The following is a 17011-nucleotide window of genomic DNA, read 5'->3' on the forward strand; positions in this document are numbered from 1 at the left end:
TCACGCCGATCACACCGTCGGGCCACGCGAGCCGACCCATGCGATGCGCGGTTCTCACTCCTCGTCGGGCAGCTGGTGCCAGAACTCCACCTCGGCGAGGTTGCAGCGGCCGTTGTGCCCGTCGTACACGCGGATCCTCCGGTACGAGACGCGCTCGGCGAGCCGGAACTCGTACCACTGAGCCGTGTCGACCCCACTGATCGTGTGGAAGTCGGTCCAGGTGGCCCCGGCGTCGTCGGAGCCGCGGAAGACCGTGCCGTTGGCCCGGCTCAGCTGATCGGCTCGGGGGTGCAGGCGGATGCGGTCGACGGTGATCGGCCCCGCGGCGCCGGCGTCGATGTCGATCCAGCTCTCGGCCGCGGTGGTGTCGGTGTAGGTGGCGGTGTCGCCGTCGAAGGCCCGCCGGCCCGCTTCCGCCTTGCTTCCCGTGCCGGGCCACTGGGTCGTGGAGGCGGCCACCATGGACTGCGTCACCTCGAACCTGCGCAGCAACGAGTCGATGGACACCAGGAGTTCGTGGGCCGCGTACACGGCGTCGACGCGCTTGTCCGCGGGCTCCCCGGTCGCCTTCTCGATGCGGTCGAGTTCCGTGCGGAAGGCGGCGTAGGACTTCTTCGTCCAGTCGGAGGCGTTCGCCCTTCGTGCCCGGGCGAGGACCTGGGTGAGGGTCTCGGCGACCGCCACCGCCACGGCGGACTCGCGGGTGCCGCCGTCGACGAGTGCCGCCGTCACCTTGTAGGAGCGGGTGCCGTGGCGCAGGCCCTTGTCCTCGTACCTGTACGCACGGGTGTCCTTCTCCAGAACCTCCCACTCCCCACCGTCAGTCGAGCGGGAGAGCGTGAACGTCAGAGCGTCGTCCGGCTTGTTCCAGTGGACGGTCGCGGTGTCGCCGTCGCGCCCGACGGCGAGCAGGACCGCGTTCGCGCCGAGGCCGTCCACCGCCACCTTCGCGAACTCCGCGTCGCCCGTCGCCGCGAAGCCCGCGTGGACCGCGTAGGGGAAGGGTGTGAAGAGTGTCGCCACGGTCACCCAGGTGGTGCCGTCCGCCGACACCTGGCCGTGTACGCGGTGTGTACCGGCGTCGCGGACGATCCGCAGGTACGGCGTCGCGGCCAGGGTCTGCCCGTCCAGGCGTCGGGTGATGGGCGAGCGCAGGTCGTCCTGCCAGTCGTGGCGGCTGTCGCGGGTGCGGTTGTGGAAGACGAGCTGTCCGTCCTTGTCCGCGCCGAAGAACAGGTGGCGGGTGTCCGCGGTGATGCGGTCGCGGAGCATCAGTCCGTTGAGGGGGCCGCGCACTCCAAGGACACGTGCGGTGAGGGTGAAGCTTCCGGTCAACGGGCGGCTCACATAGTGTAGTTGGTCTTCGATGTCACGGGACGGCACCTGGTAGTCGTCGCCCTCTCCCAGACCGTCACCGCGTGCGCCGAGCACCCGGATCGTCGAGCCTCGCACCGTCGTGCCGCCCGGCCGGGCGCCGCGCAGGGCGTCGTCGCGCCAGCCGGAGTCGCCGGTCCCGGGCGAGGCGGGCTTCGGCAGTTCGGTCCGGATGGTGTGTGAAGTCCAGCCGGGGCCGCGGGCGTTGACGGCCGTGACGGTGTAGTAGTACGTCTCGCCGGGGCGGGCGGACGTGTCCGTGAAGTGGCGGCCGGTCTCCTTCGCCGAGAGCATCTTGTAGGGGCCCCGGCGGCGCGTGGCACGCCGCACCTCGTAGCGTGCCGCGCCCGCGGTGGTCTGCCAGGTGACCGTGACCGCGCCGTCGCCGGGCAGGGTGTGCACGAAGTCGACGTGTGCGGGCGGCAGTTCGGCTTCGTGGGCGGTCGGGAGCTTCAGTACCAGGCCGGACTGCGGCGGCACCCGTACCATGCCGCCACGGACCGGCAGTTCCCTTCCGCTCACCAGGTCGAGGACGGTCGAGCCCTTCGAACCGGTGGCGGACGGCACGTCCACCTCGTACGCCCGCTCGTTGCCGTAGGCCTTCCGTGTCGTGTTGAAGACGAAGAGGTAGCGGCCGTAGCGGGCGGTCAGCAGGTCCGGGTAGCCCGAATAGGCGTGGTCGGCCTCGAAGTTCTCGCGGCGGACCGTGCCGACCCCCGGCTGGAAGGTGATCGGCGCGAGTTCACCCGCAAGGGCCTGGGGCGCCGGGGAGTCGCCGGTCTGCTGGTCCTCCATGAAGTCGACGTCGATGTTGTCCATGCGGGCCCAGTAGTCCTCGTACCGGAAGCGTCCGTTGGTGTTGATCTGGACGATGTGGTCGCGGTCCGCCTGCCGGACGTGCAGTCGTCCGTTGCGGGCGAACCCCCGCTGGCGTTCGTTGAGCTGGCCCCAGAGGTGGAGGTCGCCGTCCCTGAGCGACACGAACATGCAGTCCACGTCGACCCACGCGAAGCGCTCGTAGTCGCGCCGGTCCACCGCGAGCGCGTCCAGTTCCGCGGCCGTGTAGTGGGCGAAGTCCGTGTGCGGGTGGACGATGCCGGTCGGCTTCTGCGCCTTCAGGTAGGCGTACGTCTCGCCGAGAGCGAGGTCGTACTTGTTCTTGCCGGTGACGGACGCGAAGGAGCTGAAGTACTGGTGGTCGGCGAGCTGCTGCTGGGCGAAGCCGACCGCCTCGCGGGCGTACGCGCGGGTGGTCGCCCAGCGGTTCCCGGTGTACCGGTCGGCGTGCTCGGCCATGTGCCGTGCCAGCGAGACGTAGTTGAGGATGCGGCCCTCGGAGATCCGCAGCACATAGCCGGGGAAGCCGGGGAAGTTGGTGTTGCGCTCGTCGATCACCATCTCCATACGCATGGTGCGCTTGAGGTTGTCGTCGAGGTCGGTCGCCCGGGCCAGGGAGCGGGCGTGCAGGTTGCGCAGCGCGATCTCCAGGATCCGGTCGTTCAGCGCCTCGTCGCCCTGGTGCCCCCAGGTGCGGTGGAACCATTCGGGCAGGTAGTTGGTGGCCTCGCCGTAGTTGGCGACATAGCCGTTCTCGCGGGTGTGGCCCGCCTCGGTGATCGTGGTGAAGTGCCTGCCGAACGGCAGCCGGCGCACCACGTCACCGTTCCTGTCGCGCTTGGACCTGGCGAGACCCTTGATGACGTACTTGACGTAGTCGTCCGTCCAGCGGGCCGTGGTGTCGTGGTGGAAGAGCGAGTGGAAGAGGTCCAGGTCCTGGCCGTCCGGACCGACGAGCACCTCCTCGCCGAGGAAGGGCAGCCAGCCCAGTGCCTCGCCCGCGATGCGGTGGCTGCGCGCCCTGCCCTCGTAGAACTCCGAGCCGACGACCCGCAGCCCCTCGTGGGCCTCCCAGGCACCTTCGTACGTGTACATGACCTGGTTGTAGATGTACGAGAGCCGCGAGCGGGCGTAGTCGAAGTTGGCCTTGAGGACGCGACCCCAGGCGGCCCGGCGCGTGAGCGGTGAGCCGTCGAAGTCGACATCCTTGAGCGAGGTCTCCCCCTCGCTGGTCCCGGTGGTGAAGGGCTCGTCCAGGAACGTCTCGAAGGCCTCCCGGCCGAGGACATCGTTGTCGGCGATCAGGTTCTCGACCACGTACAGGGCCTCGCCGAGCGCCCCGTAGTAGCCGCCCCAGTCGCCCTGGTGGCCGCCGCGCGCCAGGAGTCTCGTGTCGGCGTAGTAGTCCCTGGTGTGGTTGTCGACGCACTTGAAGACCCGTAGCAGGGCCGCTTTCCGGTCGGCGTCGGACCGTGCGGGGCACCAGCTCGACCGGGCCAACGCGGTTGCGTAGAAGCGGAGTTCGTCCTGGTAGCGGACGATGCTGAGGCGGGCGGTCGCCGAGGCGTCGACCCTCGCCGAGCAGTCGTCGAAGAGCTTCACCTGGCCGGCCACGTAACCGTCGACGAGCGCCTGCTTCTGTTCCTCGGACACGTCCGCGACCGTGTCCGTGGGCGGTGTGAAGTCCGCCTGCGGGTCGTCGCTCAGGTCGAGGTACGCGCCGGTGTGGGTGTAGGCCCGGTAGTAGCCCCGGGAGCCGGTGGTCACCTTGGCGCTGAACGCCGCGTCGTAGGTGCGCAGGGTGATCTCGGCCCGCTCGCGGCCCTTCGTGTGTTCCAGCGGGAGCATCACCGTGGCGTAGAAGAAGCGTCCTGGCAGCGGCCGGACGGTGCCGGTGTTCAGCGCCTCGTAGTCACCGGAGCGCCGGTAGCCGATCTGCTCCCCGTTGATGTACGCGATCGTCTTGTACGGGGAGGAGTCACCGCCCCAGAACTTGACGGTGAGGTAGTTCTGGTGGAGTGGGTCGACCCGCACCGTGAAGCGGAGATCGCCGGTTTTGATTCCGGGGGTGGGCAGGGGCTGGGCGACACGGGCCCGGTCCCCCGCGTTGCCGTCGGCGACCACGGAGCCGGGGGCGTCGAGGCCGTGCGCGGCCTCGGAGTCGGGGTTCCCGAAGTCGACGAGGTCGAGGCGTCTCGCACCCCCGGCCTCCCCTGCCCCGGCGGCGGACGCGTGCGCGGCGGCAGGCCAGGACCGACCGGTCAGCGCGAGGGCACCGGTGCCGGCGGTGGCACCGGCCAGGACGGATCTTCTGGTGACGGACATGCGGGATCCTCACAGCGACGGAAGGAGCGGGAGGGGAGACGGAGGAGAGGCGCGGAGGAGGGGAGACGGAGGAAGGGCGGCGGGTGTTCGTCGGTGGGCCCCGGCCGCGAGGCGTCCCGTGGACTACTTCAGGGAGCCGAGCGTGACGCCCGAGCGCCAGAAGCGCTGCATCGAGATCATCAGGATCACCATCGGGACGAGGGAGAGCAGCGAGCCCACGACGACCATCCCGGTCAGGTCGGCGGACGTGTCGACCTTGACCTTCAGCCAGGAGTAGAGACCGACCATCACGGTCCACTTCTCCGGCGTACGCAGGAACACCAGGGGTCCGAAGAACGAGTTCCAGGAACCGACGAAGCCGAGCAGGAAGATCGTCGCCGCGCCCGTGGACATGAGACGGGCGCCGACCGTGAAGAAGATGCGGTACTCACCCGCCCCGTCGATACGGGCCGCCTCCAGGAGTTCGGGCGGGATCGCGCCCTCCGCGTACACCTTGGCGAGGTAGACGGAGAAGGCGTTGAACAGGCTCGGCACGATGATCGCCAGCGGACTGTCGACGATCCCCAGGTCCGTGTAGAGCAGGAAGGACGGGATGGTGAGCAGCGCGTGCGGGACGAGGAAGGATCCGATGATGCAGCCCATCAGCACGCCCCGGCCGCGGAACCGGTACATCGCCAGTCCGTAGCCGCAGGCCACGCAGACCAGGGTCATGCCGGCGGTGCCGAGGAAGCCGTAGTAGAGCGTGTTCCACAGCCACTTGAGGAAGATGCCGTCCTGGTAGGTGAACAGCGCCTTCAGGTTGTCCGTGAAGTGCAGGTCGGAGAACCACAGGCCGTTGGTCGTGTAGAGGTCGGACTGGTTCTTGGTCGCCGAGACGATCAGCCACCACACGGGGGCCAGCGAGTAGAGCGTGAAGAACACCACTCCGCCGATGACCAGGGCCCTGGTCCGGCGGCTGTGCCGGACGGGGCCGGCGCCGTCGCGGGGTGCGGTCGCGGCCCGCTTCGGGCGCGGAGGTGTGGTCGTGGACCGGTCGATGGTTGCGGTCATGCGGGGAAGACCTCGCTTGTCGGCCGAGGAACGGAGACATCGCCCACGCCCGCCGCCACGGACTCGCGCCGCTCGACGTGGCCCTGCGCGGCCGGTACGGCGGTCACGGCACTGCTGACGGCGGCCGTCATGACGTGGGCGCCTTGTTCGTGAGCCGGTAGAACAGCGCGGACGTGGTGCCGACGACCAGGGCGAGAATGATCGAGAGGGCGGAGGCGTAGTTGAAGTTGCCCTGCTGGAAGGCCCAGTCGTAGATCGCCATGATCGGGGTGAAGTCCCGGGTGACGGTCTCCGGGGCCATGGACTTGAAGAGCATCGTGTCGCTGAAGATCTGCAGGGTGCCGATGATGCTGAGCACGGTGGTGAGCACCAGGGAGCGGCGGACCAGCGGCACCTTGATCGACCAGGCGATCCGCCACTCCGAGGCCCCGTCGATGCGGGCCGCGTCGTAGACGTTCGCGTCGACCGAGCGCAGCGCCGAGTAGACGATCAGCATGTTGAAGCCGATCCCGCTCCACGCCATCAGGTTGCCGATGGACACCCAGATGAGTTCGCCGCCGTAGAAGTTCGCGTCGATGCCGAAGAGGTCGAAGAACGGGGTGAGCGGTCCGACCACCGGGCTGTAGAGGTAGATCCAGATCAGGGTGGCGACGATGCCCGGGATCATGTACGGGATCAGCAGCGGGATACGGAAGCGGTCGGCGACGCGCTGGGAGGCCGCGTCGAGGAGCAGTGCGAGCCCGACGCTGGCGATCTGGATGACCGGGATGCTGATCAGCGCGAACAGGCCGACGCGCAGCATCGAGGACCAGAAGCGGCCGTCGCCGAAGCCCTCGACGAAGTTGTCGAGGCCGACGAACTCGACGGTCTTCTCGCCGAATCCGAGCCCGGAGCCCTTCTCGCTGTAGAGGCTCTCCTTGAGGGCCATGACGAGCGGGGTCACGGTGAACAGGACGAACCCGAGGAAGAAGGGCACCGTGAAGGAGGCGCCCTTGAGGGCCATGGTCCGCCGCCATCCGAGGCGGGGGGCCCGGGACGGCGACTCGGTGACGGCTGCCACGGGATCAGCCCTCGACGTTGATGTTCTTGGACTTCAGGTCGTCGACCGTGAACTCCTGGAGGTGTTCCAGCGCCTGCTTCACCGTGATCTTCTTGGTGACGATCTTCGCCCACTGGTCCTGCAACTCGGCGAAGACACCGGTGTAGTTGGGGCCGACCGTCCAGTCGCTCCTCGCGTGCTCGACGGATTTGAGGATCACGCCGCGGGCCTCGGACTTGTGCGTGCCGAAGAGCCTGTCGGTGACCACCGAGTCGACCCAGGGGGTGACGTCCTTGACGGCCCCCGGCCACTCGTACTGCTTGGTGTCCTTCTGGTAGCTGGAGTCGATGCCGGCCTTGTCGGTCTTCATCCACACCGCCGCCTCGACGGCCTCCTCGACGTGCTCGCAGCCCTTCGGGACGAGCACTCCGTTGTTGGCGCTGTACGAGGAGGTGGTGAACTCCTTCGCGTCGGAGAACTGGGGCAGGTCGATGGGCTGCCAGTCACCGAGGGACTTCTTGTAGTTCAGCTCGTAGTTCTGCAGCTGCCAGGTCTGGGTGGGCAGCGAGACCATCTTCCCGGAGTCGAAGTAGCTGATCAGGGCGGGCCGGTCCTGGTAGGTCTGGTTGGCGACCAGACCGCCGTCCACCAGCCGCTGGACGATGTCGGCGGCCTTGAGGGACTCCGGTGACAGGAAGTCGATCCGCCAGCTGTCGCCCTTCTGCTCGTACCAGGTGCCGCCCGCCTGCTGGACCAGGTTGACCAGGGTCGACGGGTCCTCGCCGGCCAGGTTCATGACGTACACGCCGTGCTTCTTCAGTTCCTTGCCCGCGGTGATCACGTCGTCCCAGGTCTTGGGGGCCTCGACGCCGTACCGGTCGTACACCGAGCGGTTGATCATCATGAACGTCGGGTTGAAGCCGGTCGGTACGGCGTAGTAGGTGCCGCCTGCCTGCACGCTGGGGAGCGCGGCCGGGTTGAACCGGTCGAGGTACGGCTTCAGTTCCTTGTCGACGCTGCTGAGCAGGCCCTCGCCGACGAGGCTGGGTACCTCGCCGAAGTTCTGCACCAGGCAGGGGACGTCCTTTTTGGCGGCGACCGCGTTGCGCACGTTCTGCGCCGTTCCGGGGTTGTCGGCCTGCTTGACGAACTTGAGCTTGATGTCGGTGTGCGTGGCGTTGAACTTCGCGACCACCGGGTCGATGTTCTTCGTCTCCGTCCAGCTCCAGTACTCGATCGTGACCGGCCCCTTCGACTGGCCCGAGGAGTCGTCGGAGCCGCCTCCGCAGGCGGTCGCGGTGAGGGCGAGCACGGTCGTGAGGGCGGCTGCGGACGCTGCGGCGCGGCGCGGGGCACGGGAGTGGGGCATGGCGGCTCCTGAAGGACGAAGGCAGGGGAGACCGGCCGCCGCTCGGGTCGTATCGTCCGAGGGCGCGATAGAAATCGGTCTCTATGGAAGCTAGAACCGGTCCCGGACGTCGGCAAGACATCGGGCCGAGAAAACTGGGAGATCAGGCCAACTCACCCACATCTGCACGGTATTTCGAACCGGTAACCAGAAATTGGGCACCTACCGGACAGCCGACTCTCTAGAGACCGGTTGTCCACGATGCGCCGGAGACCGGGTGTCCGGAGCGGCGCGAGTCCGCCGTGAGAGGGCATGGCAGGAAGGAGGAGAGGAGGGAGGGACGAAGGAAGAGGCGGAGGGCGGCGGGGAGGTGGGGCAGGGGTGCGGCCGGGGATTCAGCGGCCCGGTCGCCGTGTCGAGTCCCGCAGCACGATGTGGGTGCCGAGCACCAGGTGCTGGCTTCCGGGGAGTTCATCGCGGTGCAGGGCCAGCCGGACCGCCGCGCGCCCCAGTTCCTCGTGCGGGACGTTGACGGTGGTGAGGGCCGGGAAGAGGTCCAGGGCCAGCGGCACGTCGTCGTAGCCGACCACGGACACCTCGTCGGGGACGCTCACGCCTGCCTCGCGCAGCGCCTGCAGCGCCCCCGCCGCGACCATGTCGGTGGCCGCGAACAGCGCGGTGAAAGCGGCGCCCGACGCGAGGAGTTCACGGGTGCCCCGGTAGCCGTGCGAGCGGCTGAACGCGCCGTCGAGGATCAGGTCCGGGTCGGGTGCGAGCCCGAGCAGTTCATGGGCGCGCCGGAAACCGGCGAGGCGCTGGCCACTGGTCGACAGGCCGGTCACCCGGCCCAGGTAGGCGATGCGCTGGTGGCCCGAGGTGAGCAGGTGGGTGGTCATCGCGAAGGCGCCGCCCTCGTTGTCGTACTCGACGACGGTGGCGGGCACCCCCGGGCCGAGCGGCGGCCTGCCGACGAGCACGAGCCGCGAGCCGACCCGGTCGAGGGCGTGCGCGAAGTGCGTCATACGGTCCTGGTAGGCCTTGTCGTCCCAGGCGCCGCCGACGACGATCACGGCGTCGGCCCGCTGTTCGCGCATGGTCTCGACGACGGCGAGGACACGCTGCGGATCGCCGTGCGTGGTGCAGAGCATGCAGAGTCTGCCCTCGGCCGACGCCTGCTCCTCGACGCCGCGGGCGATGTGCGCGTAGAAGGGGCCGGTGACGTCGTCGACGACGAACGCCACCGTCTTGTTGGTGGAGCCGCCGAGCGCGCGGGCGTGCGCGTTGACCACGTAGTCCAGTTCGCGCATCGCCTTGAGCACCCTGGCGCGGGTGCTCGCGGCCACCGGGTAGGTGCCGCCGAGAACCCGGGAGACGGTCGAGGCGGAGACACCGGCCCGCGCGGCGACGTCCCGGACCGTGGAGGCGTCGTTGCTCATCACGGACTCCGTCTTCTTGGCCACCGGTCGGCACTCCTCCCCTGCTGTGTAACGGTCACCTTATGGGGTGGTCCGGTCCCTGCCGTCCGTGGTGGGACGGGCTCGGCGTCATGCGGTGCGCGCCAGGACGGCGTGGTCGATCTCGTGGGCCAACTCCTGTCCGGACAGCAGGCGTTCGGCTTCCTGGGTGACGGTGAGGCCGAGCCGGGCCACCTCGTTGCCCTGCGAGCCCGCGAGATGCGGGGTGACGAAGGCGTTCGGCAGGTCGAAGAGCGGCGAGTCGGCGGGCAGCGGCTCGGGGTCGGTGACGTCGAGGACCGCGCTGAGCCGGTTCGCGCGCAGTTCGTCGATGAGGGCGTCGTGGTCGAGGAGGGCGCCGCGCGCGGTGTTGATGAGTACGGATCCGTCCGGCATCAGGGCGAGTTCGCGGCGTCCGATCAGGTGGTGGGTCTCGGGGGTCTGCGGGGCGTGGACGGTGACGATGTCGCTGGAGCGCAGCAGGTCGTCGAGCGGGAGCAGGGGCACGCCGAGATCGGCGGCCCGCGTCGCGTCGACGTACGGGTCGGCGAGGCTCACCTCCAGGTCGAAGGGGGTCAGCAGTTCGATGAGCCGTCGGCCGATGCGGGAGGCTCCGACGATGCCCACGCGGCGGCCGAAGTTGCCGATGCCCGGCACGATCGCCCCGTAGGGGAAGGCGCGTCGGGCGCGGAAGCGGTCGCGGTGGGCGAAGAGGTCCTTGCCCGCGAGCAGGATCATGGCGAGCGTGTACTCGGCCACGGGGAGGGCGTTCGCGCCGGCCGCGGAGGAGACGGTGATGCCGCGCTCCCAGACCGCGGGGGAGGTCATTCCCTTGACCGAGCCCGCCGCGTGCAGGATCGCCCGCAGTTTCGGCGCGGCGTCCAGGACCGTCTCGTCGATACGGGGGCAGCCCCAGCCGGTGATCAGGATCTCCGTGTCGGCGAGGGTCGCCCGTACGCGTGGGTCGGAGAAGTTCTCGACGGTCAGAGTGGGATCGATTTCTACCGCGTTGCCCAGGCGGGTCAGGATGTCCGGCGGGAAGATCTGGGGCACGTTCTCGGCTGTCATGGCGAAAAGTGCCAGGGGGCGCTCGGGCAAGGGGGTGTCCTTCCGGCTGGGTGACGCGTCTGTAGCAACCGGTCTCTACGGTAGGCGGCGTGAAGTGAGAGGGTCAATGGACTGGTCCCGGCCGCGGTGGTCAGACGCCAGGTCGGCGGTGGCCGGCCCGGATCCCCCGGACGACCGGGCCCCCGTCCCCGGCGGGGCTCGGGCGGGGTAGTTTCCAGCTGTGGCCGGCTCTTCCGCCTGGCCACGAAACCCTTCCGGGAAGGACGTCGGATGGCAGAGCCCCTGACCAACTGGGCGGGGAACATCACGTACTCCGCCGAGGAGCTGCAGCGCCCGCACTCGCTGGACGCGCTCCGGTCCCTGGTCGCGCGGAGCGGCTCGGTACGCGTACTGGGCAGCGGGCACTCGTTCAACGAGATCGCCGATCCGGGCATCGGGGGCGTGCTGCTCTCACTGACCGCGCTGCCGCCGTCGGTCGAGGTGGACGCGGCGGCCCGTACGGTCCGGGTGGCGGGCGGGGTGCGGTACGCGGAGCTGGCGCGGGCGGTGCACGGGCGCGGATTCGCGCTGCCCAACATGGCTTCGCTGCCGCACATCTCGGTGGCGGGTTCGGTGGCGACCGGCACGCACGGCTCGGGCAACACGAACGGCTCGCTGGCCTCGTCCGTACGGGAGGTCGAGCTGGTCCTCGCCGACGGGTCGGTCCTGACGATCGGCCGGGGTGACGCCCGCTTCGAGGGGGCGGTGACGTCGTTGGGTGCGCTCGGTGTCGTCACGGCGCTCACCCTCGACCTGGAGCCCGGCTTCGAGGTCGCCCAGCACGTGTTCGGGCAACTGCCGCTCGCCGAACTGGACTTCGAGGTGGTGTCGTCGTCCGCGTACAGCGTGAGCCTGTTCACCGACTGGCGGCGGTCGGGCTTCGTGCAGGCATGGGTCAAGCGGCGGACCGACCTGCCGTGGGACGGGTTTCCGTGGGCCGGGCCCGCCGCCGAGGCGATGCACCCGGTGCCGGGGATGCCCGCCGTGAACTGCACCCAGCAGTTCGGGGTGCCCGGGCCCTGGCACGAGCGGTTGCCGCACTTCCGGCCCGAGTTCACGCCGAGCAGCGGATCGGAGCTCCAGTCGGAGTACCTGCTTCCGCGCCCGTACGCCGTCGACGCCCTGCGTGCCCTCGACTCGATCCGGGGGACGGTCGCGCCGGTGCTGCAGATCTGCGAGGTGCGCACGGTCGCCGCCGACCGTCAGTGGCTGAGTCCCGCGTACGGCCGGGACACCGTGGCCTTCCACTTCACCTGGGTCGAGGACACGGCGGCCGTGCTGCCCGTGGTGCGGCGGGTGGAGGCGGCGCTCGCGCCCTTCGACCCGCGACCGCACTGGGGCAAGGTGTTCACGGTGGAGGCGCCGGTGCTGCGCGAACGCTATCCGCGGATGAGTGACTTCAGGGCTCTGGCCGAGGAGCTCGACCCGGCGGGCACGTTCCGCAACAGCTTCGTGAGCGCGGTGCTCGGGTGACGGCGGTGCTCGCGTGACAGCGGTGCTCGCGTGACAGCGGGCGTCTTCGGGCGCGGCGCGCGAGGGGCGCGGGCCGGCGGCGGGCGGGCCGGCGGGTTGTCCGCGGACGCGCCCGGAGGGTCACGGGGGACGCTCCCGGCGGACGCCGCCCGCGGCGGGCCGACCTGATCGGCACGCCCCCCGCGGTGGCGCGAGGGACTTTGTATGGCCCCTTTCCTAACCCCTTGTCGAAAGTCTCCAACGGTCATAGCCTTGCGCCGCGCCGGGGCCGTCGGGCTCCGCCATGGCCTGGAGGGATCGAGGGGGCACGTTCTGGTGAAGCGCACATCTCGCGACATCCGCACCGCGAACCGCTATGGGGTGCTGCGCCAGATCATCGCCCATTCGCCCACGTCCCGGCAGGAGCTCGCCGCTGCGACCGGGCTGAGCCTCGCCACGGTCGCCACGCTCGTCGGTGAGCTGCTCGACCTCGGGATGCTGACGGAGGTCGGATTCGAGGACTCCGCGGGGGGCCGCCCGCGGGGGCTCGTGGCGGTCAACGCTTCGGGCGGTGCGCTGATCGGCGTCGACATCGCGGAGACGTACGTACGGGTCGAGCTGTTCGATCTCGCGCTGGGCGTGCTGGCCCGTGCCGACGAGGACATGCGCCGCGGTGAGATCCGCCCGGAGCAGGTCGTCGGGCATGTCGCCTCGGCCGTGGGCTCGGTGGTCGCGCAGGCCGGGGTCGAAGGCGCCCGTGTCCTCGGCGTCGGTGTCAGTGTGCCGGGGCAGGTGGACCGGGAGGCCGGCGTCTCGGAGTACGCGCCGAACTGGGACTGGCACGACGTGCCGCTGCTCGACCTGCTCTCCGAGCACATCGCGTACCCCCTCTACCTGGACAATCCGCTGCGGGCCTGTGCGGTCGCCGAGTTGTGGTTCGGGGCCGCGCGCGGGCGCGGGGACGCCGTGGTGGTGAATCTCGGGACGGGTGTCGGCGCCGGGCTCGCGCTCGGCGGCGGGCTGCACCGGGGGGTCAGCAACAGCGCCGGGGAGTGGGGGCACAACACGCTCGTGCTGGACGGGCGGCCGTGCCACTGCGGCAACCACGGGTGTGTGGAGACGTATGTCGGAGCGCCCGGCATCATGCTGAACCTGCGGGAGCTGAGCCCCGGGAGCCCGCTGCTGCACCCCGAGGACCAGACGGCGACGATCAACGCGCTGGCGCGCGGCGTCGCCGCGCAGGACCCGGTGGCCATCCAGGTGGTCCGGAACACCGCGCGCTATCTCGGCGCCGCCGTGGCCGACCTGGTGAACCTCCTCAACCCCGAGGTCGTCGTGCTCAGCAGCTGGGTGGCGGCCACGCTCGGCGAACCGCTGCTGCACGAGGTGCGCGAGGCGGTGGCGCGGCACGCGCTGAGACGGCCGCTGGCCAGCACCGAGATCGTCCTCTCCCCCATTCCCACCGATCCGGTGTGTCTGGGGGCCGCGACGTTCGCGCTCGAAGGGGCACTGACCTCGGTGGGGCAGAAGTCCGGCGGTGCCAAGGCCGCCCCGCAGAGACCCGCGGGCGGCAGGGCCACGACGCCGCGGCGCGCCGCCGTCCCCAAGGTCTGAGGGACAGCCGGTCCGACGGCCGGCCGAAGTCTTTCGGCGCCCCGACCGCGGTACGAATCCGGTCCGGTCGGGGCATTGGGATCGGGCGCCCAGATCGTCCGCCCGGCCGTCCGCAAGCGCTTCCCGTCCGGTATCCCGGACGTCCCGCAACGCTTCGAACAGACTTCGTCCAACCCCTTGCCGAAGCCTTAGCCGAAGGTTAACGTCCCGCCACCGCACTGCGATTTCGAGCCGTAGCCGTACTCGAGACAAGGACGTCAGAATGTCGGCACTGAGCAACAGCAACTGGGACCGTCGATCCGTACTGCGAGCCGCCGCGGGCCTCGCCGCCCTCGGCCCGCTGGCCGCCTGTGGCGGCAACACCGGCCGTGAGGGCGGGGGCAGTTCGGGCAAGAACCTGACGCAGTACTTCCACGCGTACGGAGAGGCCGGCACCGAGCAGGCCATCAAGAAGTACGCGGCTGCCTACGACGGGGCCCGCGTGACCACCCAGTGGATCACCGGCACCAACTTCGAGAGCAAGCTGTTCTCGGCGCTGCTCACCAAGAACGCGCCCGACGTCTTCGAGTTCCACCCACAGATCCAGATGATCAAGAGCGGTCAGGTGGCGGACCTGTCCGACATCATGGAGCCGGTCAAGGACGACTTCAATCCGGCCGACATCGCCTCGCACACGATCGACGGGAAGATATGGGGCGTCCGCATGATCGACGACCCGCAGTTCTTCTACTACCGCAAGTCGATGCTGGAGAAGGCGGGGGTCGAGCCGCCCACCACGCTGGACGAGCTCGTCGAGGCCGCCGCGAAGCTCACCACGTCCAAGGTCAAGGGCGTCTTCCTCGGCAACTCGATCACCCCGGTGATGAACCCGCTGATCTGGTCGACCGGCGCCAACACCCTCACCGACAAGAACGAGATCGCCTACCACACGGACGAGGTCGCGGCCGGCCTCAAGAAGCTCCGCACGATGTTCAAGTCGGGCCACCTGCTGCTGGACGCCCCCGCGGACTGGTGGGACCCGTCGGCCATCACCCAGGGCCTGGTCGCGATCCAGTGGTGCGGCATGTGGGCGATGCCGGTGATCCAGAAGGCGCTCGGCGACGACGTCGGCATCATCCCCTTCCCGACCTCCGCGGAGGGCGGCAAGCCCGCGGTCACCAACGGCGGCTGGTCGATGTTCGTCAACGCCAAGAGCAAGAACGTCGACCTGGCCAAGGAGTACGTGAAGTGGCTGTGGATCGACCAGAAGAAGTACCAGGAGGACTGGTCCCTCTCGTACGGCTTCCACATCCCGCCGCGCACCTCGCTCGCCGAGTCCGCGACCAAGCTGAAGTCGGGTCTGCCCGCCGAGGGCGTCAAGCTCTTCAACGAGTTCGGCCACTTCGACAACCCGGCCTGGACGCAGGCCATGATCGTCGCGCTTGAGAACGTCGTCGCCGACACCGTGCGCAAGGGCGGCAACCCGGAGGCCGCGCTCGACAAGGCCGACAAGATCGTGAACCGCGAACTCAAGAAGCTGTTCGGATAGGTCACGGACGGATTCACGACATGTCGACCACCACCTCGAGCGGTGTCGCCAAGGACCGTGCCCCTGCCGGGACCCCCAAGGTCAAGCAGGGGCGCGGGGTCCGCGGCCGCACGCTCAACTTCTGGCTCTTCACCGGCCCGTTCCTGATCGGGCTCGCGGTCTTCGTCTACATCCCGATCGGCTGGAGCGCGTACCTCTCGTTCTTCGAGGCGCGCTACACGGTCACTCCCAGCACGTTCGTCGGCTTCGACAACTTCACGTACATGCTGACGAACGAGAAGTTCACGGACTCGCTCGTCACCTTCACCGTCTTCGCCGCGTTCATCGTGCCCGTCACCTGGGCGTTCTCGCTCGGCCTCGCGATGATGGTGAACCGGCTGCGGTTCATGCGGGCGTTCTTCCGGTCGGTGTTCTTCCTGCCGACCGCCGTCAGCTTCGTGGCCGCGTCCCTGATCTGGAAGATGTCCATCTTCAGCGGAGTCCGCTTCGGGCTGGCGAACACCGTGCTCGGCTGGTTCGGCGTGGAGAACATCGCCTGGCTGGCCAACCCCAATCCGCCCTGGTACTGGCTGGTCATCGTCACCGTACGCCTGTGGCTCCAGGCCGGCTTCTACATGATCCTGTTCCTGGCGGCCCTGCAGAACATCCCGCCGGAGCTGTACGAGGCCGCCGCGATCGACGGCGCCAAGCCGGGCTGGCAGACCTTCTGGTACATCACGCTCCCCCAGCTGCGTGCCACCTCGACAGCGGTGATCCTGCTGCTGCTCGTCGCCGCCTACCAGGCCTTCGACGAGTTCTTCAACCTCCTCGCCAAGACCACCTGGGGCCGTCCGCCGCTGGTCGAGCTGTACTACACGGCGCTCGGTGAGAACCAGGACTACGGCGCCGGCAGCGCGGGCGCGATGATCCTGACCGTGCTGATCTGCTGCGTGACCCTGCTCCAGGGCAAGTTCATGGGCTTCGGAAAGGGGGAGCAGGCCAAGTGACCACCACCGTGCCTCCCATCAAGGACACCAGGACCGAACCGGCCGCCACCACGCGCTCCGTGAAGAAGCGGACCGGCACCGCGGGCAGTGTCGGCCTCTACTTCGCGACGGCCGTCTGCGCCCTGCTGTTCCTCGTCCCCTTCTACCTGATCGTCCGCAACGCCCTGTCCACGGACGTCGAGATCACCGGCGAGAACTGGAAGTTCTTCCCCACCGACATCCAGTGGGGCAACTTCTCCGAGCTGTTCGACGACCCGACGGTCCCCTTCGCCCGTTCCCTGTGGAACTCCACGGTCGTCGGCGTCCTGCACACCGTCGGCACCCTGCTGGTGTGCTCGCTCGCGGGCTACGGTCTCGCCCGTATCCCGTACAAGCACGCCAACAAGATCTTCTACGTGGTCCTCGTGACGCTGATGGTGCCCACGGCCGTCACCTTCGTGCCCAGCTTCGTGCTGGTCTCGTCGCTCGGCTGGGTGTCGAGTATGCAAGGTCTCATCGTTCCGGGGCTCTTCAGTGGTTTCACCTGCTTCCTCTTCCGGCAGTACTTCCTGGGGTTCCCCAAGGAACTGGAGGAGGCGGCGCGGGTGGACGGGCTCAGTTACTGGGGTTCGTACTGGCGTATCGTCGTGCCCAACTCGCTGAACTTCTTCGCCGCGATCGCGACCATCACCTTCATCAGCGGCTGGAACGCCTTCCTGTGGCCCCTGGTCATCGGTCAGGATCAGGAGGCGTGGACGGTGCAGGTCGCCCTCTCCTCGTACATGACGAACCAGACCGTCAACTTCCATCTGATCTTCATGGCCACCGCAATTTCCATCCTGCCCCTGGTGCTCGTGTTCCTGTTCCTCCAGCGCTGGCTGGTGCAGGGGGTCGCGCAGACCGGCATCAAGGGCTGAT

12 protein-coding genes are annotated in these 17011 nt (G+C 69.0%); 5 read left to right on the forward strand and 7 right to left on the reverse strand.

The annotated features are described in order from the left end of the window. Positions 1-54: 54 nt before the first annotated feature. The 7 genes from O1Q96_RS33810 to O1Q96_RS33840 form a co-directional block, all read right to left on the reverse strand. A complete protein-coding gene (locus tag O1Q96_RS33810) occupies positions 55-4536 on the reverse strand; it encodes a discoidin domain-containing protein (RefSeq protein WP_269251772.1) in 4482 nt (1493 codons plus the stop codon). A gap of 123 nt (positions 4537-4659) precedes the next feature. Next, positions 4660-5586, reverse strand: coding sequence for a carbohydrate ABC transporter permease (locus tag O1Q96_RS33815; protein ID WP_269251773.1), 927 nt, complete (start codon positions 5584-5586; stop codon positions 4660-4662). Continuing rightward, positions 5583-5717 carry a hypothetical protein gene (locus O1Q96_RS33820; RefSeq protein ID WP_269251774.1) on the reverse strand — a complete coding sequence of 45 codons (135 nt, stop codon included), beginning with the start codon at positions 5715-5717 and terminating at the stop codon, positions 5583-5585. Before O1Q96_RS33820 ends, O1Q96_RS33815 begins: the two co-directional genes overlap by 4 nt. Further along, positions 5714-6646 (reverse strand): carbohydrate ABC transporter permease, encoded by a 933-nt coding sequence (locus tag O1Q96_RS33825; protein ID WP_331276082.1) that lies wholly within the window; start codon positions 6644-6646, stop codon positions 5714-5716. The genes O1Q96_RS33820 and O1Q96_RS33825 overlap by 4 nt, the downstream gene beginning before the upstream one ends. A gap of 4 nt (positions 6647-6650) precedes the next feature. After that, complete coding sequence (locus O1Q96_RS33830) at positions 6651-7994, reverse strand: ABC transporter substrate-binding protein (protein ID WP_269251775.1); 1344 nt, start codon at positions 7992-7994, stop codon at positions 6651-6653. Positions 7995-8368: 374 nt separating this feature from the next. After that, entirely contained in the window at positions 8369-9409 is a 1041-nt protein-coding gene (locus O1Q96_RS33835; protein WP_269253840.1) for a LacI family DNA-binding transcriptional regulator, read from the reverse strand. A 108-nt stretch (positions 9410-9517) separates the two neighbouring features. Next, a complete protein-coding gene (locus O1Q96_RS33840) occupies positions 9518-10525 on the reverse strand; it encodes a hydroxyacid dehydrogenase (protein ID WP_269251776.1) in 1008 nt (335 codons plus the stop codon). A 240-nt stretch (positions 10526-10765) separates the two neighbouring features. Between O1Q96_RS33840 and O1Q96_RS33845 the strand changes: the two genes are divergently transcribed. From O1Q96_RS33845 to O1Q96_RS33865, 5 genes are all read left to right on the forward strand, one after another. Continuing rightward, a complete protein-coding gene (locus tag O1Q96_RS33845) occupies positions 10766-12007 on the forward strand; it encodes an FAD-binding protein (protein WP_269251777.1) in 1242 nt (413 codons plus the stop codon). Between the two features lie 315 nt (positions 12008-12322). After that, positions 12323-13600: an ROK family transcriptional regulator gene (locus O1Q96_RS33850; RefSeq protein WP_269251778.1), complete on the forward strand. Its 1278-nt coding sequence runs from the start codon at positions 12323-12325 to the stop codon at positions 13598-13600. A 262-nt stretch (positions 13601-13862) separates the two neighbouring features. After that, a complete protein-coding gene (locus O1Q96_RS33855) occupies positions 13863-15128 on the forward strand; it encodes an ABC transporter substrate-binding protein (RefSeq protein WP_269251779.1) in 1266 nt (421 codons plus the stop codon). Positions 15129-15148: 20 nt separating this feature from the next. Continuing rightward, a complete protein-coding gene (locus O1Q96_RS33860; RefSeq protein ID WP_269251780.1) occupies positions 15149-16114 on the forward strand; it encodes a carbohydrate ABC transporter permease in 966 nt (321 codons plus the stop codon). After that, a complete protein-coding gene (locus O1Q96_RS33865) occupies positions 16111-17010 on the forward strand; it encodes a carbohydrate ABC transporter permease (protein WP_419586994.1) in 900 nt (299 codons plus the stop codon). Before O1Q96_RS33860 ends, O1Q96_RS33865 begins: the two co-directional genes overlap by 4 nt. The last annotated feature ends 1 nt before the right edge of the window (position 17011 follow it).

It is taken from the genome of Streptomyces aurantiacus (genome assembly GCF_027107535.1).
Taxonomy (GTDB): Bacteria; Actinomycetota; Actinomycetes; order Streptomycetales; family Streptomycetaceae; genus Streptomyces.